The sequence below is a fragment of the Sulfitobacter sp. W002 genome (assembly GCF_025142135.1).
Lineage (GTDB): Bacteria > Pseudomonadota > Alphaproteobacteria > Rhodobacterales > Rhodobacteraceae > Sulfitobacter > Sulfitobacter profundi.
In genome coordinates this window covers 2,558,342-2,572,719 of the sequence record NZ_CP081126.1, presented here as the reverse complement: position 1 = coordinate 2,572,719, position 14,378 = coordinate 2,558,342, and the positions used below count along the sequence as shown (strand labels likewise).

Genomic DNA, 14,378 nt, shown 5'->3' with positions numbered 1-14,378 from the left:
CCGCTCGCAAGCCCGAGGCGGGGGTACTGCTAGGTTAAAGCCCCAAGGCTTTCTCGCGCCGGATCACCACCCAGATGGAGGCGACCGAGGCGATGGCGGTCAGCAGCATCAACCACAATAGCGGATAGGCTCCGGTCTCTGGCGTGAGAAGGGCCCCGGCCAGCGCGCTCAGCGCAGCGCCGCCGACGATCATGATCGCCCCGCCAAGCCCAGAGGCCGTGCCCGCCAGATGCGGGCGCACCGACAGCATCCCGGCCGTGGCGTTGGGAATGCACAGGCCATTGCCCAGCCCCACCAGCGTCATCAGCCCGAAAAAGCTGAGCGGGGAGCCGTATCCCGCAAGGAATATCAGCAGCGACACCGTGCCCCCCACGGCATTTGAGATGCAGCCCCAGAGCACCAGCGTATTGACGCCGAAACGGGTCGCGGTGCGCGCGGTGATGAAGTTGCCGATGAAGTAACCGATCGCGGGCGCGCCGAAATAAAGGCCCAGCACCGCAGGCTCCATCCCGAAAACCACGGTGCCCACGAAGGGCGCGCCGCCAAGATAGGCAAAGAAAGCGCCCGAGCAGAAGCCCGTCGCAAGCGCATAGCCCCAGAACCGCGGCGAGCGGAGCAGTTCAGGGTATTCGCCGAACTGCTGGCCCAGCGATTTGCCACTGGCGCGGGCGGTTTCGCCCAAATCCGCCCAAGCCACCCAGAACACCAGCCCGCCGAGGATCAGCATCGCCCAAAAGGAGGCCTGCCAGCCAAACCCCTGCTCCAACAAGCCGCCCAAGGCCGGGCTAATCATCGGCACCAGCGCCATGCCCATGGTGACATAGCCGATCATGGAGGCCGATTCGTCTTGGGTATAAAGGTCGCGGATCACCGCACGGCTCAGCACCATGCCCGTGGCGATGACGGCCTGAGCCATACGAAAGACGAGGAACACGGCGATGTTCGGGGCAAGCAAGCAACCGATCGTGGCCAGGGAAAAGATGCCCAGCCCCCAAAGCATCACGCGCCGCCGCCCGAGGTTGTCGGATATCGGCCCAATGAAAATCTGCAGTATGCCACTGAAGAACAGGTAAAGCGGCACCGAAAGCTGAATCACCGCGTAATCCGTGCCAAAATGCTCTGCCATCTTCGGCAGGCTGGGCAGAAAGATGTTCATCACCATGGCCGAAAGCCCGGCCAGCAGGATCAGCGTTGATATATGGGGCGGGGTCGTCCGATCTAGATACCGGACTTTGGGGATATCGCTCATGCAAATGCAAGTAGTCGTGGGCATGGGAAATGTCCATGTTAACTAGATTGTTTTGCAACTTTTCATTTTGCTTGGGCGCGCCTGTATTGATTTTGCAAATTTGCAAAATTGCTCTTTGGTCAGTTGCGCTCCTCCGATAGACTGGCCGAAATCACAATAGGGGTGCGTCATGAAAGACATTCTCGAACAACTGGAGCGGCGCCGCGAAGATGCGCGTTTGGGCGGCGGACAGGCGCGGATCGATGCGCAGCACGGTCGCGGCAAGCTTACCGCACGGGAGCGTGTCGATCTGCTGCTCGACGGAGGCTCGTTCGAGGAATTCGACATGTTCGTCACCCACCGCTGCACCGATTTTGGCATGCAGGATCAAAAGCCCGCAGGCGATGGCGTGGTCACCGGTTGGGGCACGATCAACGGCCGCCTCGTCTATCTCTTCAGTCAGGACTTCACCGTCTTCGGCGGTTCCCTTTCGGAAACCCACGCCCAGAAAATCTGCAAGATTATGGACATGGCGGTGCAGAACGGCGCGCCCGTGATCGGCATTAACGATTCCGGCGGCGCACGTATCCAAGAAGGCGTGGCAAGCCTCGCGGGCTATGCCGAGGTTTTCCAGCGCAACATCGAAGCCTCCGGTGTGATCCCGCAGATCAGCGTCATCATGGGTCCCTGCGCGGGCGGCGCGGTCTATTCGCCCGCGATGACCGATTTCATCTTCATGGTCAAAGACAGTTCTTACATGTTCGTCACCGGCCCCGACGTGGTGAAAACCGTCACCAACGAAGTCGTCACCGCCGAGGAATTGGGCGGCGCCTCGACCCACACGCGCAAATCCTCGGTCGCCGATGCGGCGTTCGAGAATGACGTAGAGGCGCTGGCCGAAGTGCGCCGCCTCGTGGATCTGCTGCCCGCCAACAACCGCGAGAAACCCCCGGTCCGCCCCTTCTTCGACGATCCCAACCGGATCGAACCCTCGCTCGACACGCTGGTGCCGTCGAATGCCAACACCCCCTATGACATGAAGGAACTGATCCTCAAACTGGCGGATGAGGGCGACTTTTACGAAATCCAAGAGGAATTCGCCAAGAACATCATCACCGGTTTCATCCGTCTCGAAGGCCGTACCGTCGGCGTGGTCGCCAACCAGCCGATGGTGCTGGCGGGCTGCCTCGACATTGATAGCTCGCGCAAAGCGGCCCGTTTCGTGCGGTTCTGCGATGCTTTCGAAATCCCGATTCTGACCCTTGTGGACGTGCCCGGCTTCCTGCCCGGCACCGGTCAGGAATTCGGCGGCGTCATCAAACACGGCGCGAAACTGCTCTTCGCCTATGGCGAGGCGACCGTGCCGATGGTCACCGTCATCACGCGCAAAGCCTATGGCGGCGCCTATGACGTGATGGCTTCCAAACACCTCCGTTCGGATTTCAACTACGCATGGCCCACCGCCGAAGTCGCCGTAATGGGGGCCAAAGGCGCGACAGAGATCATCCACCGCAAGGATCTGAACGATCCCGAAAAGATCGCCAAACACACGAAGGATTACGAAGACCGTTTCGCCAACCCCTTCGTCGCCGCCGAACGCGGTTTCATCGACGAGGTGATTCAGCCCCGCAGCACCCGCAAACGGGTCGCCCGTGCCTTCGCGTCACTGCGCAACAAAAAAGTGCAGACCCCGTGGAAGAAGCACGACAACATCCCGCTCTGAGCACCATCATGCAGCTTCATCCTTTCTTAAATACCGATCCCACCGAGGCCGCGCGCGGAACCCTCGGCGGGCTGGGTGGTTTTCCTTGCAAAGGAGGGCCGGATCATGCCGAATTCATCAATCAAGGACGAAGAGACCTACAAGTCCCTGCGCGAGGATGGGGCGAGCAAGGAGAAAGCCGCCCGCATCGCCAATGCGCAGGCCAACGACAGCCAGCATCCCGGCAAGAAGGGGGGCAAACAGCCGCCCTACGAGGATTGGACCAAAGACGACCTCTACGACCGGGCGCAGGAACTCGGGATCGAGGGGCGTTCGGATATGGACAAGGACGCGCTGATCGACGCTTTGCGCAATCACTAGGCGCTCTGCTGCGCCGAGCTTGCCTGCCAGCTTTGCTGGCGGGGGGGCTCGCGTCTCCGGCACGGGCGATTGACGTTCCCTCGGGGCAAGTTATTGACTTGCAAGAGGTTCTTGTCGAGGAATTGGGCGGTGAGACTTGGCTTCGCTTTCGGTTCATTGCGCCGCAGATCGCCAAAGGGCCGGAGGCCATCGCCTATGACCTCGCCGCTCCAGACATGGAGCATCTCTGCGCGGTGGTCGCCCTCCCTTACATGACCGAACATGCGCTTGAGGGGCAGGTGATCGTCGTCTCCCTTGCTGACCGCCCGGTGGAATTCGGCGCGGCCGACCCCGAAGCGACCCAATATTTCGAAGCTTTCCGTGCCCAAGATGACGCTTGCATCTGGGAGGGTTTGTGATGCGCAGGCAAGATCTTGCAAGAATCCGCCGATCCTCCAATTGGAATGATGCTTTGGAGTCACAACGCGACCGATTGCGCTTGCAACCGTATCCATTGCTATGTGAATCGCATATGATGCGGTTAAGGAATACCCACGTATCCCTTACCTCAGAACCCGGGCTTGGCCGGCATGTTGTCGCGTCAGGTTCATTTAACATTAATAGGAGATATACATGTCCAAGAGCATCAAGTTGCTGGCAGCTATCGGTTTCGTCGCAGCTGTTTCGGCCTGCGCACAGCAAGAAGAAGAGTTCGTCGTGGTTGAGCCCGAGCCCATCTCGGTCGAGCCCGTCTACACCGGCAAGTACAAATAATGCCGTTGCAGGGCAGGCGTTTGCGCCTGCCCTGATCCCAGCCACCCCTGCAACCGGGAGGGGTGTCTGATGCCCGCCTATATGCTAAAACACCGCGGGTTCCCCGGGCGACTGCCCGGCACCGATTTCCAGTTCACAATTCGCCGTCCGAATCCCAAGGGGGTCACGCCCATCACCCGGCGTGAGCGTCGCCCTGACCGCCGCGCGCCTGACCGCCGCGCCGATGCCGCCTTTGTCAAAGCCCTGTGGGAAGCCTTTGGCGAGCATCCTTTCGAGCGTGGCAATCTGGATGCGGGCCGTCTGTCGTGGCTCTTTGGCCGCGAGGTGCTGCCGGCTACCGATCCCTTTGATCCCGCCGATTACGAAGCTTTGCTCGTGCTCGACGTGGCCGCAGCCCGTGCCGCCTTCCCCGAAGCTTTCGAGGGTTGATTGGCATGATGTCGCCCCGCCTCTACGCAGATCAGCACAGCCTTGCCGAAGTCCGGCCGCCTCAAAGGGCGTGCTTGGCGCTGGCGCAGGCTTGGGGCAGGTTTTGCGTGGCTGGCGGCGCGTCTTTTGCTCTTCGTGCCGCCGGACGTGAAGACCATACCCCTTCCTCTATCGGGCAGCCGCTGCGCCACCGCGCCGCGCTGCCCGACTTTTCGGCGGGGTGGTTTTCGCGCCACAGGGCAACGGGCCGGAAAACTGACCGGGAACTTGTCAAACGGCAGGGCGTTGGTCGGACAGTAGATAGCAGTGAAGGAACAGGCACATGTCAATTCGTAACATCATTCTCGCGCTTGGCGCGACAGCCGGTCTTGCCGCATGTGGCAACACCATCGGCGAACAGGGTCTGGGCGGCGCAGCCGTCGGCGCAGGTGCGGCAGCTGTCACAGGTGGGTCGCTGGCGCAGGGCGCAGCCATCGGCGCCGCAGCCAACGTCGGTTATTGCCAGCTTAACCCCGGCAAATGTAACTGATCTCGCCCCATTAACCGCTTTGCCTGCCATTGGCGCGGGCAGGGCGGTTTCCCCCTCCATCTTTATCTCTACAGGCACCCGCGCAGCTTTGGCTGACGCGGCATTTTGCGTGGCCTGTTACCGTCAAAGGAACTGCTGATGTTTGACAAGATCCTCATTGCCAACCGGGGCGAAATCGCCTGCCGCGTGATCAAGACCGCCAAAAAGATGGGTCTGACCACCGTGGCGATCTATTCCGATGCGGATGCGCAGGCGCTGCATGTGGAAATGGCGGATGAGGCCATTCACATCGGCCCGCCCCCCGCGAACCAGTCCTATATCGTCATCGACAAGGTGATGGAGGCCGTGAAGCAATCCGGCGCGCAGGCGGTCCATCCGGGCTATGGTTTTCTCAGCGAAAACAGCAAGTTTGCCGAGGCGCTTGACGCTGTTGGCGTGGCTTTCGTCGGCCCGCCCGTTGGCGCCATTGAAAAGATGGGCGATAAGATCACCTCCAAAAAGATCGCGCAGGAAGCGGGTGTCTCGACCGTACCGGGCTATATGGGTCTGATCGAAGACGCAGAAGAGGCCGTGAAAATCTCGAACGAGATCGGCTACCCGGTGATGCTCAAAGCCTCGGCTGGCGGCGGCGGCAAGGGCATGCGTATCGCATGGAACGACGAAGAGGCCCGCGAAGGTTTCCAATCGTCCAAGAACGAAGCGGCAAACTCCTTTGGGGATGATCGGATTTTCATCGAGAAATTCGTCACCCAGCCCCGCCACATTGAAATTCAGGTGCTCTGCGACGCGCATGGCAATGGTATCTATCTGGGCGAGCGGGAGTGTTCGATCCAGCGCCGCAACCAAAAGGTCGTCGAAGAGGCACCGAGCCCCTTCCTTGACGAAGAGACCCGAAAGGCGATGGGCGAGCAGGCTGTCGCTCTGGCGCAGGCCGTGGGCTACACCAGCGCGGGCACGGTGGAATTCATCGTTGATGGCGACAAGAACTTCTACTTCCTTGAGATGAACACCCGCCTTCAGGTGGAACACCCGGTCACCGAACTGATCACCGGTGTTGATCTGGTCGAGCAGATGATCCGCGTGGCCAATGGCGAGAAACTGTCGATCACACAAGATGACGTGACCCTGATAGGCTGGGCCATCGAAAACCGGCTCTACGCCGAAGACCCTTACCGTGGTTTCCTGCCCTCCATTGGCCGTCTGACCCGCTACCGCCCGCCGCAGGAAGTGGCCGCCGGGCCGCTGCTGGAGCAGGGCACTTGGCAGGGCGATGCACCGAGCGGCGAGATGGCTGTGCGCAACGATACCGGCGTCTTTGAGGGCGGCGAAATCTCGATGTATTACGACCCGATGATCGCCAAGCTTTGCACATGGGCCCCGACCCGCGAAGAGGCGATTGAGAAGATGCGCGTCGCGCTCGACAGTTTCGAGGTTGAGGGCATCGGGCATAACCTGCCGTTTCTCTCTGCCGTGATGGATCACCCGAAATTCGTCTCGGGCGAGATGACCACCGCTTTCATCGCCGAGGAATATCCCGAAGGTTTCGAGGGTGTGACCCTGCCTGAGGGCGAGCTGCGCCGCATCACTGCGGCCTGCGCTGCGATGCACCGCGTAGGCGAAATTCGCCGCGCCCGTGTCTCGGGCCGGATGGACAACCACGAGCGCAAAGTCGGCAGCGATTGGAACGTAAAGCTGCAGGGCGAGAGTTTCGACGTGGTCACCAAGGCCGATCCCGAAGGGGCGACGGTGGCCTTTGGCGACGGCGGCGAAATGCGCGTCAGCGGCGATTGGACACCGGGCGACCAACTGGCCGAAATGACTGTCGATGGCGCGCCTTTGGTGCTGAAGGTTGGCAAAATCTCTGGCGGCTTCCGCATCCGCACCCGCGGCGCGGATCTCAAGGTGCATGTCCGCACTCCGCGTCAGGCGGAACTGGCGGCCCTCATGCCCGAGAAGCTGCCACCCGACACCTCCAAGATGCTGCTCTGCCCGATGCCGGGTCTGGTGGTGAAACTCGACGTCGAAGTGGGCGATGAGGTCCAAGAGGGCCAAGCGCTCTGCACCATTGAGGCGATGAAAATGGAGAACATCCTGCGCGCCGAGAAGAAGGGCGTGGTGAGCAAGGTCAACGCTGGCGCGGGCGACAGCCTTGCGGTGGACGATGTCATCATGGAGTTCGAATAGGGTGCGATGCGCTGGCGATCAGGGCGGGCAGGGCGCGGGGCATCAACGGCTGACGTCGCGCTCCTTTGCCTCTCTGATTTCACGCTGGCGCAGCGGCATCTTGTCGATGCTGCGGGTGATCTCGCGCACGTCCCATGGAAAGGGTTTGCGCAGCTCGATTTGGCCTTCCTTGTCGACCAGCACCAGCATGAAGCCCCGCGGGCGCATTCGCAGCCTGAGCGCGCTGCGCGCGGCAGGGTCGGTATCGGTCAGCACCACCACATCGCGCAGGCGCAACTCTTCCTCGCGGTCGCGGAGGTATTCCATCTGCGCGACATATGCCGGATCGTTCTCGGAATTGGCAAAGACCAGAACGGGCCGCTTTTTCCATTGGAAGGCGCTGAGATCGGCCATATCGGCGGGCAGGAACAGCGGATCCTCCATCGGGGTATCGGCCCCTTGGGCAATCGCTGTGCTGGCGATCAATCCTGCAAAAACTAGTGAGATCAAACGTTTCATCAAGGCTCCTGTCCCTTCAGATATAGGGGGCCTGTACCATTTTGCGAAGGGCAAAGCGCCGCAGGGGGCATTTATCCCTGTAAGGGCGCGCCCCGTGACAATTCAGCCGCCGGTGATGCGCAGGCCCATGCCTGCCGCCCGGCGTTAAGGGAGAAGGACAAGCATATGACATCCGACCAAAAGGACGCCAAGACACGCTGGCAGGAACTGGCCACGGGCGAATTGCGCGGACGCAGCCTTGATGATCTGACGTGGAAGACGTTGGAGGGGATCGACGTACAACCGCTCTATACCGCCGACGACGTGGACGGGCTGGACCATCTCGGCAGCATTCCCGGCGAAGCGCCGTTTACGCGCGGCGTGAAGGCGACGATGTATGCGGGCCGTCCTTGGACGATCCGGCAATATGCAGGTTTTTCGACGGCTGAGGAATCCAACGCCTTTTACCGCCGCGCGCTGGCCGCCGGGCAGCAGGGTGTTTCGGTGGCCTTTGATCTGGCAACGCACCGGGGCTATGACAGCGACCACCCGCGGGTCGAGGGCGATGTCGGCAAGGCCGGTGTGGCCATCGACTCGGTCGAGGATATGAAAATTCTCTTCGACGGTATTCCGCTCGATCAGGTCTCGGTCTCCATGACGATGAACGGCGCGGTGATCCCGATCCTCGCCAATTTCATCGTCGCGGGCGAAGAGCAGGGCCATGACCGCGCCAAGCTTTCGGGCACGATCCAGAACGACATCCTCAAGGAATTCATGGTGCGCAACACCTATGTCTATCCGCCGGAACCGTCGATGCGGATCATCGGGGACATCATCGAATATACCTCGGATCATATGCCCAAGTTCAACTCGATTTCGATCTCGGGCTACCACATGCAAGAGGCGGGCGCGAACCTGGTGCAGGAGCTGGCCTTTACCATCGCCGATGGGCGCGAATATGTGCGCACGGCGATTGCAGCGGGCATGGATGTGGACCGTTTTGCGCCGCGCCTGAGCTTCTTCTTTGCCATCGGCATGAACTTCTTCATGGAAGCCGCCAAGCTGCGCGCCGCGCGCCTGCTTTGGTCGCGGGTCATGGCGGAATTTGAGCCAAAGAACCCCAAGTCATCGATGCTGCGGACCCATTGCCAGACGTCGGGCGTAAGCCTTGCCGAACAGGACCCCTATAACAACGTGGTGCGCACGGCCTATGAGGCGCTTTCGGCGGTGCTGGGCGGCACCCAGTCGCTGCACACCAACTCGCTGGACGAGGCCATTGGCCTGCCCACGGAACACTCCGCCCGTATCGCCCGCAACACCCAGCTGATCCTGCAGGAAGAGACCGGCATCACTAACGTCGTCGATCCGCTCGCGGGCAGCTACTACGTCGAAAAGCTGACCGCCGATCTGGCCGAGGCCGCGTGGCAGCTGATCGAAGAAGTCGAAGAGATGGGCGGCATGACCAAGGCCGTGGCCTCTGGCATGCCGAAACTGCGTATCGAGGAAGCCGCGGCGCAGCGTCAGGCGGGCATCGACCGCGGCACCGAGGTGATCGTCGGCGTGAACAAATACCGCCGCGACAAGGAAGAGCCGATCGACATCTTGGATGTCGACAACGTCAAGGTCCGCGCTGGTCAGGTGGCGCGGCTGGAGCGTATCCGGGCCGAGCGGGACGAGGACGCCTGCACTGCCGCCTTGGCGGAACTGACACGGCGGTCCGCCGAGGGCGGCAACCTGCTCGACGCGGCGGTCGAAGCTGCCCGCGCGCGCGCCACAGTGGGAGAGATCAGCATGGCGATGGAAAAAGAATTCGGGCGGCACCGGGCCGAGGTCAAAACGCTTTCTGGCGTCTATGGCGCGGCCTATGAGGGCGACGCGGGCTTTGCCGACATCCAGAAAACGGTCGACGAGTTCGCCGAGGCCGAGGGCCGCCGCCCGCGCATGCTGGTGGTCAAAATGGGCCAAGATGGGCACGACCGCGGGGCCAAGGTGATCGCCACGGCTTTTGCCGACATCGGCTTTGACGTGGACGTTGGCCCGCTGTTCCAGACCCCTGCCGAAGCGGCGCAGGACGCGGTGGACAACGACGTGCATGTCGTCGGCATCTCCAGCCAAGCGGCGGGGCATAAGACATTGGCACCGCAGCTTATTCAGGCGCTTAAAGATGCGGGGGCAGAAGATATTCTGGTGATCTGTGGCGGGGTCATTCCGCAACAGGATTACAAGTTCTTGGAGGACGCGGGCGTCAAGGCGATCTTTGGCCCGGGGACGAATATCCCGACGGCTGCGCAGGATATCCTCAAGCTGATCCGCGAGACCCGGAAGTGATGCAGGCTGAAACCGGCGCGGTCCAAACGGGCCGCGCGTTCCGCCACGCAGAGCGGCGCGATGCCGCTGCCGTGGCGGGCCTATGGAACGGCATGATCCGCGACAGCCTGTCGACCTTTACCACCGACGAAAAGACGGCAGAGGATATTACCGCGCTGATCGCCACCCGCGCCGAGGCCTTTTGGGTGGCCGAAGACGCAGGGCAAGTCATGGGTTTTGTCACCTACGGCAGCTTTCGCGGCGGGCCGGGCTACGGCGCGACGGTCGAACATAGCATCGTGATGGCGGACGCGGCACAGGGGCAGGGACTGGGCCGCGGCTTGATGACGCGGGCGGGGGAGGCGGCTGCGGGGCAGGGCCATCATGTGATGGTTGCCGCGATCAGCAGCGCCAATCCGGGGGCTGTGACTTTCCATGAAAAACTGGGCTTTGCGCAGGTGGGCCGGATGCCCGAAGTCGGGCGCAAACACGGGCAATGGCTTGATCTGATCTTGATGCAAAAAACCCTGTCAGCATCCTGACTTCCCCGGTGCCAGCGGTTAAGCTGGGGCCGAATACCAAAGGGTCAGCCCATGTCGATCTGGACGCGCATTTCCGAAGCTTTGTCAGCCCTCACCGCGGGCGAGGGGCTGTCGGCTGTCTTTGACCGTCTGCGCAGCCCGCCTGAACGCTCGGTCGCCTTTACCATAGCAGTCATCGCCTTGGGCGCGAAGATGGCCAAGGCCGATGGGCTGGTGACCCGCGATGAGGTAACGGCCTTTCGCGAGGTCTTCCAAATTGCGGAAGGGGATCAGGACGGCGCTGCGCGGGTCTTTAACCTTGCGCGGCAGGATGTCACCGGGTTTGAGGAATACGCCAAACGCATCGCCAGCATGTTCAACGACCAGCCCGAGATGCTGCATGATCTGATGGAGGGGCTGTTTCACATTGCCATGGCCGATGGCGTCTATCACCCGAATGAAAACGCCTTTCTCGAAGATGTCGCCGCGATCTTTGGCATGGGAGAGGAGGCCTTTGCCTCGCTCAAAGCGCGGTTCGTGCCCGACAGCTCGCCCTTGCCGCGCACGGTTCTGGGCATCGGCCCCCATGCCACGCTCGAAGAAGCCCGTAAGGCATGGCGGCGGCTGGTGCGGGAGAACCACCCCGATGCGTTGGTGGCGCGTGGCTTGCCGCAAGAGGCCATCAAAATGGCCGAGAAACGCATGATCGACATCAACCGCGCGTGGGAAACGATCTCGGGCAAACACGCTTGATGCGCATCGCGACCTACAATGTTGAGTGGTTCGCGAGCCTTTTTGACGATGACAATCAGCTCTACGACGACGGTGAATGGTCTTCGCGCTATCAGGTGACCCGTGCGCAGCAGGCGGCGGCTTTGGGGCTGGTTTTCAGTGCGCTGGATGCTGATGCGGTGATGGTGATTGAAGCGCCGAACCACGGGCGGCGGCAGTCCACCGTGGCAGCGTTAAAGCATTTCGCCGCGCGGTTTTCCCTGCGCACGCGGGAGGCCGTCATGGGGTTTTCCAACGATACAGAGCAAGAGATTGCTCTGCTCTATGACCCCGATACGCTCACCGCCCGCCATGTGCCGCAGTCGGCAGCAGGTGCCCCGCGCTTTGACCAGACGTTGCGGATTGATCTTGACGTAGACGCGACCGAAGACGCCGTGGTCTTCTCCAAACCGCCGCTTGAGTTGGAGGTGACCACGAAGTCCGGCTTTGACTTTCAGATGATCGGCGCGCACCTGAAATCCAAAGCGCCCCATGGGGCCAAGTCGGAGGCCGATGTGCTGCGCATCGCCATCGCCAACCGGCGCAAGCAATTGGCGCAAGCGATCTGGCTCAGGCGGCGGATCGATACGCATCTGGCGGCAGATCGGCCCGTGATGGTGATGGGTGATTTGAACGACGGGCCGGGGCTGGATGAATTCGAAAGCCTGTTTGGCCGGTCGTCGGTTGAGATTGTGCTGGGGGAGGGGGCGGCAGCGCTCTTTGACCCGCATGCAAAACAGGCGCTTAGCCGACGGTTGGGGGCCGCGCCTACCAGCGCGCGGTTTTGGATCGCACCAGAGGAACGTTACCTTCAGGCGCTGTTGGATTACATCATGGTCAGCCCGCAAATCTGTGCCCGCGATGCCCGCTGGCGGATTTGGCACCCGATGGATGACCCCGCTTGCTGGCAAAATGTGGCCCTGCGCGATGCGCTTCTTGCGGCGTCGGATCACTTCCCGGTCACGCTGGATGTCGACCTTTAGGCGGGCTTGTGCCCGTGCATCGGCAGAAGACTAGAAATCCCGAACGCGCCGCCTACATCAATTGCATGACACGTTTCATGCCCCTTATCGCCCTTTGCACGATGCTACCGCTTGCGGCCCACGCGCAGGAGGACACCGAAGAACGCGGCCTCGGCTTGATGGAGCGCGGCGCGCAGATGTTCATGGACGGGATCATGGATGAAATGGGCCCGGTCATGGAGGGTTTCGAAGGCTTTAGCGAAGCCATGCGCCCCGCCCTGCGCGATTTTGCGCGCGAGATGGGGCCGAAGCTGACGGAACTGCTGGATGAGGTCGAGGACTGGAGCGCATACCAAGCGCCCGAGATGCAGCCCAACGGCGATATCATCATTCGCCGCAAGCCGGATCATCCGATGATGCCACCAGACACGCCGACCGAGCCTGCCCCCCAGATCGACCTGTAACGCGGCCTATTTCGGCGGGCGTTTGCCGGTGCGCACATGGACTTCGGCGTCAAGCGATTTGGCGAGCGAGTTCAGCCGCGCCTCTGCGACCTCACCGAAAAGCGGCACCATGTCGGGGGTGAGCCACAGTTCCAACTGCTTTTTCTTGGGGAACCAGCGCAATTCGCCGCGCTGTTCGCCCTTGTCCATCCACAGCATCGCACCAAAGCGCATGGCCTTGCCGAGTATCTCCGCTTCCAACCGGGTCTTCTCGTCGACCATCTCATAGAGGTCTTCGAACCGGGTGTTTTCCCGTTTGTTGGAGTATCGGTGCAGCAGTGCCAGCCCCAGATAAATCCGCTCAGCGTGTTTGAGCCCGCCAAGGTTGGCGCGGGTGGCGTTGTCAAAACAGGTCTCGGCCCGGTAGTCGGGATGCGCGCGCCAGCTGACGTCATGCAGGAGGCAGGCCGCTTTGACCAACCGCCTGCGCGCATGCGGGGCAGAGCGGTAGAGCGGCAGGATGAAGTTATAGAGCACCTTACCAAAGCCGGGCATCCGCGCGTCTTTGGCTTCGGCGAAATAACAGGCTTCGATCAGCGGATCACGGTCGCGCAGGCGCTGCGGCATCTGCTCATAGAGCATGCCTTCGCGGATGCCGTAGCTGGAAATGGCGATGTCTTTGGGACGGAAGGTTTTGACCAGACGGCTCAGCACCTCAGCGGCGTAGGGCACCAGCGACATCCGGCTGGAGGAGACGTTGCAGGCGTTGCGCAGTTCTTCAAGATCAGAAGCTTGGATGAATTTCACCGTCTCGCGGACCGAGGTGACGGTCATGCGGTATTCATGCAGCACATGCAGCGGATAGCCGCGGCGGTACATGTCGATCCGCGCAATCGCCCGCCATGAGCCGCCCACAAGAAACAGCCGGTCACGCTGGCTGCCCATTTTTTCCTGAAGCGCGGTAATAACCTCTTTGATATGGGCGTGCCGCCCCTTGGCCCCGCCCTTGAGATCGCGCAGCTTCAGCGGCCCGAGTTGCGAGGTCACCCGCCGCCCGACGCGCCCACCAGAGATTTCCGCCAGTTCCATCGACGAGCCGCCGATGTCGCAGACAAGGCCGTAAGCGCCGGGCCAGCCCAGCAGCACCCCTTGGGCCGAAAGCCGGGCCTCTTCCTCGCCGTCGATCACCCAGATGCGCAGGCCGGTTTCGCGCAGCACATCGGCGCAGAACTCGCGCCCATCGCTGGCATCGCGCACCGCTGCGGTGGCGACGACGGTGAGTTCCGACAGGCCCATGCCATCGGCCAGTTTGCTGAACCGGCGCAGCGCCGAGAGGGCACGGGCGCGGCCTTCGGGGGACAAATGGCCCGTCTCAGACATGCCAGCGCCCAAGGCGCACATGATCTTTTCGTTATAGAAATAGGCCGGAGAGCGTGCCGCGCCGTCGAACACCACAAGGCGAACAGAGTTCGAGCCCACATCCACCACGCCCACCCGCGCCAGCGCGCGCGCGCCCGGATCCTGAAACAAGGGTTTGGCGAAAAGGCCCAGTTCCGCCACGCCAGTCTCAGGGACGGGTGCGGCTCGGGAAGGGTCGGTCTGGTCTGCCATCAATGCTCCTGCGGGCCATCCGTTTGAAGGGATAATTGGCGCAGGGGCGCGGTGAGGTCAATTGCTAACGGACCTCTCCA

Annotated in this window: 15 protein-coding genes; 12 read left to right on the top strand and 3 right to left on the bottom strand. The window is 61.8% G+C overall.

Annotated elements, in window-relative coordinates; genetic code table 11:
• Positions 1 to 34 precede the first annotated feature (34 nt).
• Positions 35 to 1,249 (bottom strand): multidrug effflux MFS transporter, encoded by a 1,215-nt coding sequence (locus tag K3758_RS12635; RefSeq protein WP_259950097.1) that lies wholly within the window; start codon positions 1,247 to 1,249, stop codon positions 35 to 37.
• Between the two features lie 169 nt (positions 1,250 to 1,418).
• Here K3758_RS12635 and K3758_RS12630 point away from each other — a divergent pair, with 169 nt between their 5' ends.
• The 7 genes from K3758_RS12630 to K3758_RS12600 all read left to right on the top strand — a co-directional run bounded on the left by K3758_RS12630 (position 1,419) and on the right by K3758_RS12600 (position 7,206).
• Positions 1,419 to 2,951, top strand: a complete 1,533-nt coding sequence (locus K3758_RS12630; RefSeq protein WP_259945486.1) for an acyl-CoA carboxylase subunit beta — start codon at positions 1,419 to 1,421, stop codon at positions 2,949 to 2,951.
• A gap of 105 nt (positions 2,952 to 3,056) precedes the next feature.
• Complete coding sequence (locus K3758_RS12625) at positions 3,057 to 3,311, top strand: Rho termination factor (RefSeq protein WP_067630224.1); 255 nt, start codon at positions 3,057 to 3,059, stop codon at positions 3,309 to 3,311.
• Positions 3,312 to 3,343: 32 nt separating this feature from the next.
• Positions 3,344 to 3,709: a DUF6497 family protein gene (locus K3758_RS12620; RefSeq protein WP_259945484.1), complete on the top strand. Its 366-nt coding sequence runs from the start codon at positions 3,344 to 3,346 to the stop codon at positions 3,707 to 3,709.
• Positions 3,710 to 3,923: 214 nt separating this feature from the next.
• On the top strand, positions 3,924 to 4,064 hold the full coding sequence (locus K3758_RS12615) for a hypothetical protein (RefSeq protein WP_162931863.1): 141 nt from the start codon (positions 3,924 to 3,926) through the stop codon (positions 4,062 to 4,064).
• A gap of 81 nt (positions 4,065 to 4,145) precedes the next feature.
• The gene (locus K3758_RS12610) at positions 4,146 to 4,493 is read left to right on the top strand and encodes a hypothetical protein (protein WP_067941107.1); all 348 of its coding nucleotides are present in this window, start codon (positions 4,146 to 4,148) and stop codon (positions 4,491 to 4,493) included.
• Positions 4,494 to 4,815: 322 nt separating this feature from the next.
• Entirely contained in the window at positions 4,816 to 5,022 is a 207-nt protein-coding gene (locus tag K3758_RS12605) for a hypothetical protein (RefSeq protein WP_067630227.1), read from the top strand.
• Between the two features lie 138 nt (positions 5,023 to 5,160).
• The gene (locus K3758_RS12600) at positions 5,161 to 7,206 is read left to right on the top strand and encodes an acetyl/propionyl/methylcrotonyl-CoA carboxylase subunit alpha (protein ID WP_259945478.1); all 2,046 of its coding nucleotides are present in this window, start codon (positions 5,161 to 5,163) and stop codon (positions 7,204 to 7,206) included.
• Between the two features lie 42 nt (positions 7,207 to 7,248).
• Here K3758_RS12600 and K3758_RS12595 read toward each other — a convergent pair whose 3' ends face one another.
• On the bottom strand, positions 7,249 to 7,704 hold the full coding sequence (locus tag K3758_RS12595; RefSeq protein ID WP_259945476.1) for a DUF4174 domain-containing protein: 456 nt from the start codon (positions 7,702 to 7,704) through the stop codon (positions 7,249 to 7,251).
• A 165-nt stretch (positions 7,705 to 7,869) separates the two neighbouring features.
• On the opposite strand from K3758_RS12595, the gene scpA reads away from it, so the two are divergent.
• The 5 genes from scpA to K3758_RS12570 all read left to right on the top strand — a co-directional run bounded on the left by scpA (position 7,870) and on the right by K3758_RS12570 (position 12,708).
• Positions 7,870 to 10,011: a methylmalonyl-CoA mutase gene (gene scpA, locus K3758_RS12590; protein ID WP_259945473.1), complete on the top strand. Its 2,142-nt coding sequence runs from the start codon at positions 7,870 to 7,872 to the stop codon at positions 10,009 to 10,011.
• Entirely contained in the window at positions 10,011 to 10,532 is a 522-nt protein-coding gene (locus tag K3758_RS12585; RefSeq protein WP_259950088.1) for a GNAT family N-acetyltransferase, read from the top strand. The genes scpA and K3758_RS12585 overlap by 1 nt, the downstream gene beginning before the upstream one ends.
• A gap of 51 nt (positions 10,533 to 10,583) precedes the next feature.
• Positions 10,584 to 11,264: a molecular chaperone DjiA gene (locus K3758_RS12580; RefSeq protein ID WP_120351538.1), complete on the top strand. Its 681-nt coding sequence runs from the start codon at positions 10,584 to 10,586 to the stop codon at positions 11,262 to 11,264.
• Complete coding sequence (locus tag K3758_RS12575) at positions 11,264 to 12,265, top strand: endonuclease/exonuclease/phosphatase family protein (protein ID WP_259945470.1); 1,002 nt, start codon at positions 11,264 to 11,266, stop codon at positions 12,263 to 12,265. Before K3758_RS12580 ends, K3758_RS12575 begins: the two co-directional genes overlap by 1 nt.
• Before the next feature lie 77 nt (positions 12,266 to 12,342).
• Positions 12,343 to 12,708 (top strand): hypothetical protein, encoded by a 366-nt coding sequence (locus tag K3758_RS12570; protein ID WP_259945468.1) that lies wholly within the window; start codon positions 12,343 to 12,345, stop codon positions 12,706 to 12,708.
• Positions 12,709 to 12,714: 6 nt separating this feature from the next.
• Here the strand turns inward: K3758_RS12570 and K3758_RS12565 are convergent, their stop codons facing one another.
• Positions 12,715 to 14,298 (bottom strand): Ppx/GppA family phosphatase, encoded by a 1,584-nt coding sequence (locus tag K3758_RS12565; protein ID WP_259945466.1) that lies wholly within the window; start codon positions 14,296 to 14,298, stop codon positions 12,715 to 12,717.
• Between the last annotated feature and the right edge of the window lie 80 nt (positions 14,299 to 14,378).

Bases quoted from the DNA above. Each gene is read 5' to 3' on its own strand.
- K3758_RS12635 (WP_259950097.1), bottom strand. From the start codon at position 1,249: ATGAGCGATATCCCCAAAGTCCGGTATCTAGATCGGACGACCCCGCCC.
- K3758_RS12630 (WP_259945486.1), top strand. From the start codon at position 1,419: ATGAAAGACATTCTCGAACAACTGGAGCGGCGCCGCGAAGATGCGCGT.
- K3758_RS12625 (WP_067630224.1), top strand. From the start codon at position 3,057: ATGCCGAATTCATCAATCAAGGACGAAGAGACCTACAAGTCCCTGCGC.
- K3758_RS12615 (WP_162931863.1), top strand. From the start codon at position 3,924: ATGTCCAAGAGCATCAAGTTGCTGGCAGCTATCGGTTTCGTCGCAGCT.
- K3758_RS12610 (WP_067941107.1), top strand. From the start codon at position 4,146: ATGCTAAAACACCGCGGGTTCCCCGGGCGACTGCCCGGCACCGATTTC.
- K3758_RS12605 (WP_067630227.1), top strand. From the start codon at position 4,816: ATGTCAATTCGTAACATCATTCTCGCGCTTGGCGCGACAGCCGGTCTT.
- K3758_RS12600 (WP_259945478.1), top strand. From the start codon at position 5,161: ATGTTTGACAAGATCCTCATTGCCAACCGGGGCGAAATCGCCTGCCGC.
- K3758_RS12595 (WP_259945476.1), bottom strand. From the start codon at position 7,704: ATGAAACGTTTGATCTCACTAGTTTTTGCAGGATTGATCGCCAGCACA.
- scpA (WP_259945473.1), top strand. From the start codon at position 7,870: ATGACATCCGACCAAAAGGACGCCAAGACACGCTGGCAGGAACTGGCC.
- K3758_RS12585 (WP_259950088.1), top strand. From the start codon at position 10,011: ATGCAGGCTGAAACCGGCGCGGTCCAAACGGGCCGCGCGTTCCGCCAC.
- K3758_RS12580 (WP_120351538.1), top strand. From the start codon at position 10,584: ATGTCGATCTGGACGCGCATTTCCGAAGCTTTGTCAGCCCTCACCGCG.
- K3758_RS12575 (WP_259945470.1), top strand. From the start codon at position 11,264: ATGCGCATCGCGACCTACAATGTTGAGTGGTTCGCGAGCCTTTTTGAC.
- K3758_RS12570 (WP_259945468.1), top strand. From the start codon at position 12,343: ATGCCCCTTATCGCCCTTTGCACGATGCTACCGCTTGCGGCCCACGCG.
- K3758_RS12565 (WP_259945466.1), bottom strand. From the start codon at position 14,298: ATGGCAGACCAGACCGACCCTTCCCGAGCCGCACCCGTCCCTGAGACT.